Here is a 13638-nt window from a genome sequence, read left to right as displayed (position 1 = left end):
AGAGTATCCCATGAGCAAGATTGCAATCATCGGTGCCACTGGCCGCGCTGGCAGCCAGTTGCTGGAAGAGGCCCTGCGCCGTGGCCACAGTGTGCTGGCCATCGCCCGCGACCCGTCCCGGTTGCAGGGGCGGGACGGGGTGACGGTCAAGGCGCTGGATGCCAAGGACAGCGCGGCCTTGCAAGCGGCGGTCGCGGGTGCGGATGCGGTGCTGAGTGCGGCGCATTTCTCGACCATCGAGCCACACGCCATCATCGAGCCGGTCAAGCGGGCCGGGGTCAGGCGCCTGCTGGTGGTAGGTGGGGCCGGTAGCCTGTTGCTGCCGTCGGGGCATCGGGTGATCGACAGCCCGGACTTCCCCGAGGCATACAAGGCCGAGGCCACTGCCGGGGTGCGTTTTCTGGAAGCGTTGCAACGGGAGCCGAACCTGGACTGGGCCTTCCTGTCGCCGTCGGCGGAGTTCGTTGAAGGTGAGCGCAGCGGGCATTACAAGCTGGGCAAGGATCATCTGTTGATCGGCGCGAATGGCAAGAGCTGGATCACCTTTGCCGATTACGCGATTGCCATGCTCGACGAACTGGAAAAGCCGCAGCACTCGCGGCAGCGGTTCACGGTCGGGTACTGAGTCGCCTGCTTCGTTTGCATGAATGTATCTGGTGCAGGCAGCTCGCCTGTAGGAGCGGCCTTGTGTCGCGAAAGGGTCGCGCAGCGGCCCCAGGATATCCGCCAAGGTGCAATATCGCCGGGGTTGCTGCGCAGCCCTTTCGCGACACAAGGCCGCTCCTACAAGGGCTTGTGCACATCGGCGAATAGGGAAAACGGGCCTTAGAAGCTGGCCTGTTCCTCCAGCCAATCCAACAACTCCACCAGCCCCGGCGGCAAGCTCTTGGCCTGGCTCACCAGGTAATACCCCTTGCCGGTCATCACTTTCAGCGCAAACGGCATGCACAACCGCCCCCCGCGCAAGTCATCGCCGATCAGCGACCAGTCGCCGATGGCCACGCCGGTGCCCTGCGAGGCCATGGCCATCGCCATGTCCAGCGTCTCGAAATGCTGCTTCGGCCCTTGAGTGCCCAGCGTCACCCCGGCTGCCTGCAGCCATAACCGCCAGTCATGCTCATCCCGCGACGGGTGCAGCAGCATGTGTAGCGCCAGGTCCTCGACCTGCTGCAACGGTACCGGCCCTTGGCGCAATGACGGCGCGCACACCGGCGTCAGCTGCTCATCGAACAGCTTGCGCACGCGCAGCCCATGGTTCGGCGCATCGCCATACACCACCGCCGCATCGAAACCCTCGCGGCGAAAGTCCACTCCATGTTGCACCGTGGTGGTCAGCTCTACAGGCACATCCGGGCGTAGCGCCTGCCATTCCATCAGGCGTGGCAGCAGCCAGCGCATCACGCAGGTCGGTGCCTTGAGCTGCAAGGTAGTGCTGCGCCCACCCACCTCGCGCACCCCTTGTTCGATCAGCGCGAACACCTGCTGCACCCTTGGCAGCCAGTCCTGGCCTTCACGGGTCAGGCTCAGCCCACGGGCCTGGCGCTGGAACAAGGCATAACCCAGATGCTCTTCGAGGGCCGCGATCTGTCGGCTGACGGCGCCCTGGGTGATATGCAACTGCTGCCCGGCACGGGTGAAATTGCAGTGCTGGGCGGTGACCAGGAAGGTATGCAGGGCGGGCAGGGGCGGGAGGCGTTTCATTGTGCTGAGCCATGATTACAGGACATGGCTAGTATGTGTTTTTTTGCATTGTGGTGATAGCCGTGGCTGGGTCCAATAAGGGCATAACCCAACCAAGATTCATGGTGAAACCCGATGGCAACCTGCGGCGAAGTACTGGTAAAACTCCTTGAAGGCTATGGCGTTGACCATGTCTTCGGCATTCCTGGTGTACATACCGTGGAGCTCTATCGCGGCCTGGCGGGCTCGTCCATCCGCCATGTCACCCCGCGCCACGAGCAGGGGGCCGGGTTCATGGCCGACGGCTATGCGCGGACCCGCGGCAAGCCCGGGGTGTGTTTCATCATCACCGGCCCGGGCATGACCAACATCACCACCGCCATGGGCCAGGCCTATGCCGACTCGATCCCGATGCTGGTGATTTCCAGCGTGCAGGCCCGCGACCAGCTGGGCGGTGGCCGCGGCAAGCTGCACGAGTTGCCCAACCAGGCAGCGCTGGTGTCGGGTGTGGCGGCGTTTTCCCACACCCTGATGAGTGCAGATGACCTGCCGCAGGTGCTGGCCCGGGCATTCGCCGTGTTCGAAGGCGCCCGGCCGCGCCCGGTGCATATCGAGATCCCGCTCGACGTGCTGGTCGAACCGGCCGATCACCTGCTGCCGGGGCGCGTGGTGCGCAGCAGCCGGGCGGGGGCAGCGCCGCAGGCCGTGGCGCAGATGGCCGAGCGCCTGGCCAATGCACGGCGGCCATTGATCCTGGCCGGGGGCGGCGCATTGGCCGCGGGCGCTGCGCTGGCGCGCCTGGCCGAACACCTGCAGGCGCCGGTGGCGCTGACCATCAATGCCAAGGGGCTGCTGCCGGCCAGCCACCCGCTGCAGATTGGCTCGACCCAGTCACTGCCAGCCACGCGGGCGCTGGTGGCCGAGGCCGATGTGGTGCTGGCGATCGGCACCGAACTGGCCGAAACCGACTATGACGTTACCTTCAAAGGTGGTTTCGAGATCCCGGGCAGCCTGTTGCGCATCGACATCGACCCGGACCAGACCGTGCGCAATTACCTGCCGACGCTGTCGCTGGTGGCCGATGCCGAACTGGCCGCCGAGGCGCTGCTTGGCGCCTTGCAGGCACTGCCGCAACCCGTGCGTGAAAGCACGTGGGGCGCGGCCCGGGTGGCCAAGCTGCGCCAGGCACTGGCGGCGGGTTGGGACCAGCCGACCCTGAGCCAGACACGTTTGCTGAATGCAATTATCGAGCGCCTGCCCAATGCCATTCTGGTGGGCGATTCGACCCAACCGGTGTACACCGGCAACCTGACCCTGGACATGGACCAGCCACGCCGTTGGTTCAATGCCTCGACCGGCTACGGCACCTTGGGTTATGCATTGCCGGCGGCCATGGGCGCCTGGCTGGGCAGCGCGGAGCAGATCGGTGAGCGTGCGCCTGCGGTGTGCCTGATTGGTGATGGCGGTTTGCAGTTCACCTTGCCGGAGCTGGCCAGCGCGGTGGAAGCGCAGGTGCCGCTGATCGTGCTGCTGTGGAATAACCAGGGGTACGAGGAAATCAAGAAGTACATGGTCAACCGGGCCATCGAGCCAGTCGGGGTGGATATCCATACGCCGGACTTCATCGGTGTGGCGCGGGCCCTGGGCGCGGCGGCGGAGCAGGTGGCAGATGTGGCGCAGCTGCAGGTGGCGTTGGGGCAGGCAGTGGAGCGCAAGGGGCCGACCTTGATCCAGGTTGACCAGAATCAGTGGCAGGGGGCTGTGTTGGGTTGAAGTGAAGCTATTGTCTGTACCGGCCCTTTCGCGGGCTTGCCCGCTCCTACAGGATTTTGCACAGGCTCTGAACGCTGTGCTGTACCTGTGGGAGCGGGCAAGCCCGCGAAGAGGCCGGTACTGCCAGCCAAAATTTCAGCCAGCAGTCGCCCGCAACCTGGCCACATCACGAATCGGCGGCGCGCCATACAGCCGGCTGTATTCACGGCTGAACTGTGACGGGCTTTCATACCCCACCCGGTAGGCCGCCACCGCCGCCTCGAGCCCGTCATTCAGCATCAAGCGCCGCGCCTCCTGCAGGCGCAGTTGCTTCTGATACTGCAACGGGCTCATCGACGTCACGGCCTTGAACCGGTGGTGCAAGGTCGAGGTGCTGAGGTTGACCTCCCGCGCCAGGTCCTCGATGCGCAAAGGCAGTTGGTAGTTCTGGTTGAGCCAGGTAATGGCCTGGCAAACCCGGTGGGTCTGGCTGTTGGCCAAGGCGATTTCGTACAACCGATAGCCCTGCGGCCCGCGCAGCAGGCGGTACAGAATCTCCCGGCGGAACAGCGGCGCGAGCATCGCGATGTCGCGAGGGGTGTCCAGCAGGCGTATCAGCCGCAGCAAGGCGTCGAGCAACGCGGCATCGGTTCTTTCCACATACAAGCCACGACCGGAAGGCCGGTTGGGCACCAGCATCGGCCCGCTTTCGGCGATCAGCTGGCTGATTTCGGCCGGGTCCAGGTCCATGCGCAGGCCAAGGCTAGGGTGCTCGGGGCTGGCGTCGAGCTTTACGCCGCTAAGCGGCAAGGTTACCGAGACCACCATGTAGTGCAGCGGGTCGTAGGCGTACTGCTCGTCACCCAGGAACAGGCTTTTGCTGCCCTGGGCGAGGATGCACAGCGCGGGTTGCGCCAGGGTCGGTACCGAGCGCACGTTTTCGGTGTAGCGCACCAGGTACAGGTCATCGATGGCCGATGCCGGGCCGTGGGGCTCCCCGGCGTGGCGGCGGATCAGCTCGGCCAGCTCCTGGCGTTGCAGTTCCAGGCTCGGGTCGATGGACGTGGCGGTGGTCATGATGGCTTTCCTCTGCTGACCGACGCAGCATAGGTTTGGGCAATGGCGGGCGCTAGTCAAAAGCTGCACGCCGATTGCCTGATCCTGCCGCGCTGCAGGATCAGGCAATCGGCGAGCAGTAATGGCCTAACGCGTCGCGCGGGTGAGGCCCTAACCTTGGCAGCCTGGCTTTTCCGTCCGCCTGCTTCAAGGAGATTGTGCAATGACCCCGACACAACCGGTCACCCACCTTGCTTTCATCCGTGCCAGCAGCGGGCGCTCGGCGGAGCTGGGCGCGCGCCTGCGTGACCTGCTCGAGCCCTCGTTGCGGGCACCGGGCTGCCTGAGTTTCACGGTGCAGCGTTCGCAGGCTGATGCCGATTTATGGTTGCTCAGTGGCAGCTGGCAAGACCAGCAGGCGATGACTGGCTACTTTGCTTCGGCAACGCTGGAAGTGTTTGGTGAGTTGGTGCAGGAACAGGTGGTCAGCAGTCTGGATCTGCATACCTTTGATTGAGGTATTGCCTGTTCTGGCCTCATCGCCGGCAAGCCAGCTCCCACAGGGTCATCACAGGTCTTGAGGGCGGTGCAGTACCTGTGGGAGCTGGCTTGCCGGCGATAGGGCCGGTGCAGGTGAATGGGGTAAGATGCTGCCCTTGATCAACCAGGTAGATAGCAACATGGCACGTAGAGAATTCCCGCATTTCGAAGCGGTTTCGGCGATGGTCCCGGTGGAAGGTGGCGGCTACAACGCGGCCATCGCGGTCAAGGCCCTGGGCATGGGCGGCGCGCCGCGCTTTCACAAGATTCTCGACGGCCAGGTGTTCAAGGGCGCCGTGGCCGCCGATGAAGCGGCCACGGCCGAGCTGCAACGCCTGCAGGGCGTCAGCGAAGAGGGTGAGCTGATCTGGTGATCAGGCCGGCGGGCGGGCCATCTTGAACAGGTTGCCCAGCTCGAAATAGTCTGCCGGGCCACCGCCACGCAGGATCGGCTCGGCGGCAGCGGTATCGTAGATACCGTTCTTCAACAGGTGCTCGGCAATGTGCACCGCCACCACTTCACCCAGGATCAGCCAGCTGGGCACCAGTTCCTGGTCGGCCCGCTTGAGCTGGACTATCTGGCTGACCTTGCACTCGAAGGCCACCGGGGTTTCGCCGACACGCGGCACGTTGACGATGTTCGACGGCTTGGCGGTGAGGCCGCTCAATTCAAATTCGCTTATCTCGGCGGCAACCGGTGCGCAGCTCTGGTTCATCTGCTCGGCCAACGGGCGGGTTGCCAGGTTCCAGACGAATTCGCCGGTCTGCTCGATGTTGTTCAGGCTGTCTTTGCGCCCGACGCTGCAGAAACCGATGATCGGCGGGATGTAGTTGAAGGCATTGAAGAAGCTGTAGGGCGCCAGGTTCAGGCGGCCTTCGCGGTCCTGTGAGGAGATCCAGCCGATAGGGCGGGGGCCGACGATGGCGTTGAACGGGTCGTGGGGCAGGCCGTGGCCTTTGGCGGGTTCGTAGTAATACATCTGTGCTGGGCTTGCTGGCCCTACCTCCTGGTGGACAAGGCGCCTAGTGTGCCAAGCCTGTGCCCGCCTGCAAATGATCAAGCCCGGCCGAAGCCGGGCTGGGTGCTCGCATCAGGGATCAGCTGATGCGGTGGGCGTTGGTGCGATCGAAGCCATCTTCGGCGAAACGTTGGCCGCCAGTGCGGTCGAAGCCGTCTTCAGCGAAGCGCTGGCCACCGGTGCGGTCGAAGCCGTCTTCAGCGAAGCGCTGGCCACCGGTGCGGTCGAAGCCGTCTTCGGCGAAACGCTGGCCACCGGTGCGGTCGAAGCCGTCTTCGGCGAAACGCTGGCCGCCAGTGCGGTCGAAGCCATCTTCAGCGTAGGCAGCGGATTGGCTCTGGGTCGCTGCGAAGGTGTGGGCGTTGGTGCGGTTGAAGCCATCTTCGGCGAAGGCGCCAGCAGCGAAAACCGAGAGGGCCAGGGTGAGGATCAGTTTGTTTTTCATGGTCGTTGCTCCAGGGGTTCTTGAGGTTGTTTTGTTTCTATGGGTTTAATCCTACGCCGATTAACTTGATTAAAAAGCGCAAATAATAGCGCTTAAAAATCGAATAATTAGATATATGTTGGCGCGCATCTTGGGGCTCTGGCAGCGGTTTTGGCTCAGGATGTGTCTGCCCATGCGCCGACGTTCTGCCAGCCATTGCAGCTTGAGGGGGTGGAATTAATGGGGCGTTAAGGATGAAAAATCTGTCATTGAAGGCTGCTCAACGCATTTTTCATACATCACCAACCGATTTTTCAAATGCTGCTCAGCACCATCGCCGCACCTCAAACCGGAGCGGCACAACAATGAACAAACTTCCGCAAATCACCTTGGCCTTCTGGGTCATGAAGATCTGCGCTACCACCCTTGGCGAAACGGCGGGTGATTTGCTGTCGATGACCCTGAACATCGGCTATGCCCTCAGCTCGCTGCTGCTGATCAGCGTGTTCCTGCTGACCTTGCTCGGCCAGCTGTACTCGCGCCGCTACCATCCGATGCTGTACTGGCTGGTGATCCTTTCCACCAGCACCGCCGGCACCACCATGTCCGACTTCATGGACCGCACCCTAGGCCTGGGCTACGCCGCGGGTTCGGCCATCCTCATCGGCATCCTGCTGCTGACCTTCCTGGTATGGCGCCTGAGCGGCAACCCGCTGGATGTCACCCGCATCAAGAACCGCACGGGCGAATTGTTCTACTGGGTGGCGATCCTGTTTTCCAACACCCTCGGCACCGCGCTGGGCGATTACCTGGCCGATGACTCGGGGCTCGGTTTTGCCGGTGGCGCACTGTTGATCGGCAGTGCCATCGCCTTGGTAGTGGTGGCCCGCTACTGGACACGCATCCCTGGCGTGGTGTTGTTCTGGGTTGCGTTCGTGCTTACCCGCCCGTTCGGCGCCACCTTGGGCGACTTCCTCACCAAGCCCCACGAGAAGGGCGGCCTGGACTTCGGCACGGTCGGCTCTTCGGCGGTGCTGGGCGGGGTGTTGCTGGTACTGGTGCTGATGGCCACCTGGTACCAGCGCCGTGAGCCGCGTCAGGCGTTGGAGATGTCCTGAGTCTTGATGCGGTAGCGGGTACTGCGGCCCCCGCCAGGCAGGCGAACCAGGCAGGCCTTGTCGAGCAGATCGGTCAGGTGGCGGGTCGCAGTGGCCTTTGATACCTTCGCCACCGCCTGGTATTGCGCTGCGTTGATGCCTTCCTCGAATCCTCGGGGGCCGCCATCGAGCAACCTGTTGAGCACCTTTACCTGTTCGGGCAGCAAACCATCTGAGCGATGTGCTTGCCAGAACCTGGCCTTGGCCAGTATCCGGTCGATATTGGCCAGGGCCTGTTCCAGGCTGCGCAGCAGGGTAGCAAGAAACCAGGATAGCCAGCGGGTGATATCCAGGTCGCCTTTCTGGCTGTTCTCCAGCACTTGGTAATAGCCGGCCCTGTCTTCGAGGATGCTGGCAGACATGGCATAGAAACGAATGGCCTGTCGCTCACCTTGCGCCAGCGCCAGGTCGGTGATTGCCCGAGTCAGACGGCCATTGCCATCGTCGAACGGATGCAGGGTGACGAACCAGAAGTGGGCGATGCCAGCACGTAGCAGTGGGTCCAGGCTGGTGGAATCGCGACTGTTGGCAAACCAGTCGAGAAACTCGTTGAGTCGGGCTTCCAGGCCATCGCGCGGTGGTGCTTCGAAATGCACGGTAGGCTTGTCGAGCCGGCCGGAGATCACCTGCATGGGCATTTCATCACGCAACTGGCCGACCAGTATCGCTTTGCTCAAGGCGCCTTGTGCCAGTGGGAACAGCCACTGGTGCCAGGTGTACAGGCGCTGCAGGGTCAGCGGTCGGTCATACCCTTGCGTTGCATCCAGCATCAGCTCCGCCAGCCCTTCACTGCGGGCATTGGTAGGTCCTTGCTCCTCGATGCCCAGCCGGCGAGCGAGGGAAGAGCGGACAGAACCCACGTTCAACTGCTCACCTTCGATTGCCGAAGAGGTGACGATGTTTTGCAGCAGCGTATCGAGGATGTTCTGGCACTTGCTGAGCGCATCGACGCTGCCGATCTTGCCCAGCAGGCGTCCTTGCATGTCGATGCAATTGCGTAGCGTTGGCGCGATGGCTTCGTTTTGCCAGGTGAAGCGTGGCCAGGCAGGTTGCTGCCAGATCCATAAGGGGCTATTCATGATCCGTCCCATGAGCCGAATGAGCCGGCTATTCGGCTCATCTTGTGAGCCGAATAATAGCGCTATTCGGTTCATTCTGTGAGCCGAATAAGGCCGTCAATCGGCTCACAGGCTGCCGCGTATCACAAAAAAGGGGCGCCCCATGCACTGGAGCGCCCCTTTTCAGTACTGCCAGGCCAGCATCACTCAGTGGTAATCCGCGAGTGCTGCTTGGTGTCCTTCATGGTCGCGTAAACCAGCAGCGAGCAGGCGATGCAGGCGGTGACGTACCAGTAGAAGCCACTCTCCATGCCGGCGCTCTTGAACCACAGGGCCACGTACTCGGCGGTGCCGCCGAAGATCGACACGGTCAGGGCGTACGGCAGGCCCACGCCCAGGGCGCGGATTTCGGTGGGGAACAGCTCGGCTTTGACCACGGCGTTGATCGAGGTGTAGCCGCTGACGATGATCAGCGCCGCCATGATCAGGAAGAACGCACCCCACCAGGTCTGGATGGTGTGCAGGGTGCTGAGGATCGGTACGGTGAACAGGGTGCCGAGTACACCGAAGGCGATCAGGATCGGGCGTCGACCGATCTTGTCGGACAGGCCGCCGATCAGCGGCTGCAGGCACATGAACAGGAACAGCGTGGCGGCCGAGATGGTGGTCGAGTCGCTGATGCTCATGCCCACGGTGTTGACCAGGTACTTCTGCATGTAGGTGGTGTAGGTGTAGAAGGCCAGGGTGCCGCCCATGGTCAGGCCGACCACGGTCATCAGCTCCTTGGGGTGGCGCAGCAGGGTGCGCATCAGGCTTTCCTTGGCCTTTTCCTTCTTGGTGAAGGAGGCGGTTTCTTCCATGCCGCGACGCAGGTACAGGGCCACCACGGCGCACAGCGCACCGATCACGAACGGTACGCGCCAGCCCCAGGCATACAGCTGCTCGGTGGTCAGGGTCTGTTGCAGGACGATCAGTACCGCCAGGGCGATGAGCTGGCCGGAGATCAGGGTCACGTACTGGAAGCTGGAGAAGAAGCCACGGCGGTCCTTGCTGGCCATTTCGCTGAGGTAGGTGGCCGAGGTACCGTATTCACCACCCACCGACAAGCCCTGCAGCAGCCGTGCGATGACCAGCAGGATTGGCGCGGCGACGCCGATGGTTTCGTAGCCCGGGGTCAGGGCGATGACCAGCGAGCCGGCGCACATCAGCAGCACCGAGGCCATCAATGCGGCCTTGCGGCCTTTGCGGTCGGCGTACAGGCCCATCAGCCAGCCACCGATCGGGCGCATGAGGAAGCCCACGGCGAAGATCGCGGCGGTATTGAGCAATTGTGCGGTGGAATCGCCGGCTGGGAAGAAGGCCTTGGCGAAGTACAGCGAGAATGCGGCGTAGACGTACCAGTCGTACCATTCGACCATGTTGCCGATGGACCCGCTGAAGATCGACTTCAAGCGGCTGGCGGTGGTTTTTTCTGTGGCAGGCGCGGTGGCCGCCCCGGCTGGCAGGGAGGTGGCATTATCCATCAGGGATACCTTCTCGTTGTTTTTGTGGAGCGCGCCGTGGCGCAGCTTGCCAAGGCAATTGCAGAAGGTGTGCCAAATGGGTGCATTGGGCTTCAAATGGGGGCGCTGCGCGCCCCTTCGCGGGCACGCCCGCTCCCACAGGGACCGCGTGACGTCTGAATCTTCGCGTTTCCCTGTGGGAGCGGGCGTGCCCGCGAAGGGCCGCAACGCAGCCCCAAAAGAATCCTGTTAATGAGCGGTTATTTGCTTAGTGATCGAGCGCGATAGGCGGATTTCCGCTCATTCCCGCCCAATGAAGTCCTCGCGCACCAACCCGTGCCGCTGCATCTTTTCGTTCAGCGTGCGCCGCGGCAGCTGCAACGTTTCCATCACTGCATTGATCGCGCCCCCGTGCTGGCGCAGCGCCGCGCGCAGGCATTGCGCCTCGAACGCTTCCATCTGCTCGCTCAGCGACTGCCCGGCAGGCGCCACCTCGATGTTCGGTGAGCCCAGCCCCAATGCATGGCGTTCCGCCGCGTTAGCCAGTTCACGCACGTTGCCCGGCCAGTCGTGTGACAGCAGCTGCGCCAGTTGCGCACCCGACAGTGGCGGGGTTGCGCGGCCAAGCTTTTCGCCGGCGGCACGGGCAAAGTGCTCGAACAGCAGTGGAATGTCCTCACGCCGTTCACGCAATGGCGCCAGGCGCAGCTCGGCAACGTTCAGGCGATAGGCAAGGTCTTCGCGGAAGCGCCCGGCGCGGGCTTCTTCGAGCAGGTCGGGCTTGGTCGCGGCAATGATGCGCAGGTCGACGCTGATGCTCTGGTTGGCCCCCAGGCGCTCCAGCTTCTGTTCCTGGATCACCCGCAGCAGCTTGGCCTGTTGGGCCAGCGGCATGCTTTCGATTTCGTCGAGGAACACCGTGCCGCCGTTGGCGTACTCCAGCTTGCCGATGCGCTTGCCTTGGGCACCGGTAAAAGCGCCGCTTTCATGGCCGAACAGCTCGGCCTCGAACAGCGACTCGGGGATGGCTGCACAGTTGAGGGCGACGAACGGCTTGTCGGCGCGCGGGCCAAAATCGTGCAGGCAGCGGGCCACGCGCTCCTTGCCACTGCCGGTTTCGCCGCGGATCAGCACATTGACCGGCAGGCTGGCCAGATCCAGCACTTGCCGGCGCAGCTGTTGCAGGCCTTGGGACATGCCAAGCAGCGTGCCTTCCAGGCGTGACTTTAGGTCGGCCTGCTCGTGCAGGCGGCGGTTTTCCAGGACCAGCTGGCGCTTTTCCAGGGCCCGGCGCAGGCTGCCCAGCAGGTGCTGCGGGGTAAAGGGTTTTTCCAGGAAGTCGTAGGCCCCGCTGCGCATGGCTTCCACTGCCATGGGCACATCGCCGTGGCCGGTCAGCAGGATCACCGGCAAGTCGGGGTCGTCCGCCTGCAGGCGTTCGAGCAATTGCAGGCCATCCATGCCCGGCATGCGTACATCGCTGATGATTACCCCGGGAAAGTGCCGTGGCAGGTGTGCCACGCATTCTTCGGCGCGGGCGAACAGTTGCACGCTGAAGCCGGACAGGCTCAGCCATTGCTCGACCGCGGTGCGGATACTGGCTTCATCATCGACGACGATCACTGAATTCAACATACAGGCTCCAGGTCACGGGGCAGGGTAAGGCTCAGGCGCGCGCCGCCAGGCAGGTTTTCGGCCTGTAGCTGGCCACCGGCCTCGTGGACGATGCCGTAGGAAATGGCCAGGCCCAGCCCCAGGCCTTCGCCCACCGGCTTGGTGGTGAAGAACGGGTCGAAGACCTTGGCCAGGTCGGCCTCGGCAATGCCGCCACCCGAATCCAGCACGCTCAGGCGCCACAGCTCGCCGTCGGGCTCGATGCGGATCTCCAGGCGTTTGTAGCGCTTGTCGGCCATGGCGTCGAGGGCATTGCGCAGCAGGTTGATCAGCACCTGCTCCAGGCGAATGGCATCGCCGCGCACCCAGGCCGGGCGCGCCAGGTACAGGGCTACTTCCACTTCTTCGCTGCGAATGCGTGCTTCCAGCAGGTGCAGGGCCTGGTCGACCACCGTGGCCAGGTCGAGGCGCTCGCGCAGGCCGACCGGGCTGTTGCGGGCGAAGGTTTTCAGGTGGCTGGTGAGCGCGGCCATGCGTGTGAGCATCTGCTCCAGCGGCTCCAGTGCCTGGCGTGCTTCGTCATGTCGGCCATGGTCGAGCAGCAGGCGCAGGGTCTCCAGCTGCATGCGCTGGGTGGTCAGCGGCTGGTTGATTTCATGGGCCATGGCTGCCGACATCTGCCCCAGCGCCGCCAGCTTGGCCGATTGCACCAGCCCCTCCTGGGCGGTGCGCAGCTCACGGGTGCGCTCCTCGACCTGGCGCTTGAGCTCCTCCCGGCTGCGCTGGCGCAGGCGGGCCAGGCGCAGGCGCTGGCTGACGAACAGCGCAGCGAACACCAGGCTCAGCCAAACGGCGGCGGCGCCGAGGGCGGCATTGCGACCGTCGGCGGCCACCTGCGGCTTGCGCAGCAGGTGCAAGGTCCAGTTTTCACCCTCCAGTGGCAGGCTTTCCCACAGGTACTCGGCGCTGCCCTCCGGGCCTTGCACCCGGCTGAGGGTGCTGTTGGCGGCAAAGCGGGTCAGCACCTGGTGCTGCAGCGGCACCAGCGGCTGCTTGTCGTACTGACGGGTTTCGGCCAGTTCGGCACGGTCGGCACCACTGAGTGGCTGCAGTTCGCGGTAGCGCCAGCCGTCCTGGTTGGCGATGAAGGTGATGCCGCGGGCATCGCTGACCAGCAGGATGTCGCTGCCCTGGCGCCACTCGCGCTCCAGCTCGGGGAACTCCAGCTTCACCACCATGGCGCCGAGGAAGCGGCCATGCTCGTCGTTCACCGCGCTGGCGAGGAAGTAGCCCGGCACGCCACTGGTCACGCCCACGGCGTAGAAGCGGCCACTACCTTGGCTGCGGGTCTGCTTGAAGTAGGGGCGGAAACCGTAGTTGGAGCCCACGTAGCTGCTGGGCAAACGCCAGTTGCTGGCGGCGATGGCCAGGCCGGTGCGGTCGAGCAGTTCGAGGGTGGAGGAGTTGGCGGCGCCATTGATGCGTTCGAGCTTGCGGTTCAGGGCGTCCTGCACCGGTTCGCTGACCGGGCCACGCAGGGCGGCGATCAGCTCCGGGTCCAGTGCCAGCACGGCGGGCAGGGCGCGGTAGCGGTCGATCAGCGTGTGCAGGGCATTGGCGTACAGGCCCAACTGCTGGCTGGCACGCTGGGCGTCGGCTTCCATGGCCTGGCGCTTGGCCTGGTGCATGGCCCAGCCGGCGCTGAGGGCGGTGCCCAGCACGATCAGCAGGGTGATCAGCCCCAGACGCAGGGCGCGAACGGAAAAGGGCATGGGGCGGGTCCGGATGAATGGAGTATCAGGGCCGGCCTCTTCGCGGGCTTGCCCGCTCCCACAG

The 13638-nt window shown here is 64.0% G+C and carries 13 protein-coding genes; 5 read left to right on the top strand and 8 right to left on the bottom strand.

From position 1 onward, the window contains the following. Positions 1-10 precede the first annotated feature (10 nt). Positions 11-625: an NAD(P)-dependent oxidoreductase gene (locus tag C163_RS21040; protein ID WP_025340477.1), complete on the top strand. Its 615-nt coding sequence runs from the start codon at positions 11-13 to the stop codon at positions 623-625. 200 nt (positions 626-825) lie between these two features. Here the strand turns inward: C163_RS21040 and C163_RS21035 are convergent, their stop codons facing one another. Further along, complete coding sequence (locus tag C163_RS21035) at positions 826-1701, bottom strand: LysR substrate-binding domain-containing protein (protein ID WP_025340476.1); 876 nt, start codon at positions 1699-1701, stop codon at positions 826-828. 114 nt (positions 1702-1815) lie between these two features. On the opposite strand from C163_RS21035, the gene C163_RS21030 reads away from it, so the two are divergent. Beyond that, entirely contained in the window at positions 1816-3453 is a 1638-nt protein-coding gene (locus tag C163_RS21030) for a 5-guanidino-2-oxopentanoate decarboxylase (RefSeq protein WP_025340475.1), read from the top strand. A 135-nt stretch (positions 3454-3588) separates the two neighbouring features. On the opposite strand, the gene C163_RS21025 is transcribed toward C163_RS21030, so the two are convergent. Further along, positions 3589-4509 carry an AraC family transcriptional regulator gene (locus C163_RS21025; RefSeq protein WP_025340474.1) on the bottom strand — a complete coding sequence of 307 codons (921 nt, stop codon included), beginning with the start codon at positions 4507-4509 and terminating at the stop codon, positions 3589-3591. Between the two features lie 202 nt (positions 4510-4711). On the opposite strand from C163_RS21025, the gene C163_RS21020 reads away from it, so the two are divergent. Next, complete coding sequence (locus C163_RS21020) at positions 4712-5005, top strand: putative quinol monooxygenase (RefSeq protein WP_025340473.1); 294 nt, start codon at positions 4712-4714, stop codon at positions 5003-5005. Positions 5006-5135: 130 nt separating this feature from the next. Further along, positions 5136-5402, top strand: coding sequence for a hypothetical protein (locus C163_RS21015; protein WP_015271637.1), 267 nt, complete (start codon positions 5136-5138; stop codon positions 5400-5402). Here the strand turns inward: C163_RS21015 and C163_RS21010 are convergent, their stop codons facing one another. Together C163_RS21010 and C163_RS21005 are read right to left on the bottom strand one after the other, a co-directional pair. After that, entirely contained in the window at positions 5403-6008 is a 606-nt protein-coding gene (locus tag C163_RS21010; protein WP_025340472.1) for a flavin reductase family protein, read from the bottom strand. Positions 6009-6126: 118 nt separating this feature from the next. Beyond that, on the bottom strand, positions 6127-6492 hold the full coding sequence (locus C163_RS21005; protein WP_025340471.1) for a heme utilization protein: 366 nt from the start codon (positions 6490-6492) through the stop codon (positions 6127-6129). 344 nt (positions 6493-6836) lie between these two features. On the opposite strand from C163_RS21005, the gene C163_RS21000 reads away from it, so the two are divergent. Beyond that, positions 6837-7589 (top strand): membrane protein, encoded by a 753-nt coding sequence (locus C163_RS21000; RefSeq protein ID WP_025340470.1) that lies wholly within the window; start codon positions 6837-6839, stop codon positions 7587-7589. Here C163_RS21000 and C163_RS20995 read toward each other — a convergent pair. From C163_RS20995 to C163_RS20980, 4 genes are all read right to left on the bottom strand, one after another. Next, a complete protein-coding gene (locus C163_RS20995; protein ID WP_025340469.1) occupies positions 7568-8707 on the bottom strand; it encodes a Fic family protein in 1140 nt (379 codons plus the stop codon). The genes C163_RS21000 and C163_RS20995 overlap by 22 nt on opposite strands. A 182-nt stretch (positions 8708-8889) precedes the next feature. Continuing rightward, positions 8890-10209, bottom strand: coding sequence for an MFS transporter (locus C163_RS20990; RefSeq protein WP_025340468.1), 1320 nt, complete (start codon positions 10207-10209; stop codon positions 8890-8892). 279 nt (positions 10210-10488) lie between these two features. After that, positions 10489-11823: a sigma-54 dependent transcriptional regulator gene (locus C163_RS20985; RefSeq protein WP_025340467.1), complete on the bottom strand. Its 1335-nt coding sequence runs from the start codon at positions 11821-11823 to the stop codon at positions 10489-10491. Then, positions 11817-13574, bottom strand: a complete 1758-nt coding sequence (locus C163_RS20980; protein WP_025340466.1) for an ATP-binding protein — start codon at positions 13572-13574, stop codon at positions 11817-11819. Before C163_RS20980 ends, C163_RS20985 begins: the two co-directional genes overlap by 7 nt. Between the last annotated feature and the right edge of the window lie 64 nt (positions 13575-13638).

The organism is Pseudomonas sp. FGI182 (assembly GCF_000511325.1).
Classification (GTDB): Bacteria; Pseudomonadota; Gammaproteobacteria; order Pseudomonadales; family Pseudomonadaceae; genus Aquipseudomonas; species Aquipseudomonas putida_Z.
The sequence above is the reverse complement of the archived record's forward strand: the minus strand, read 5'-3'. Positions and strand labels throughout refer to the sequence as shown.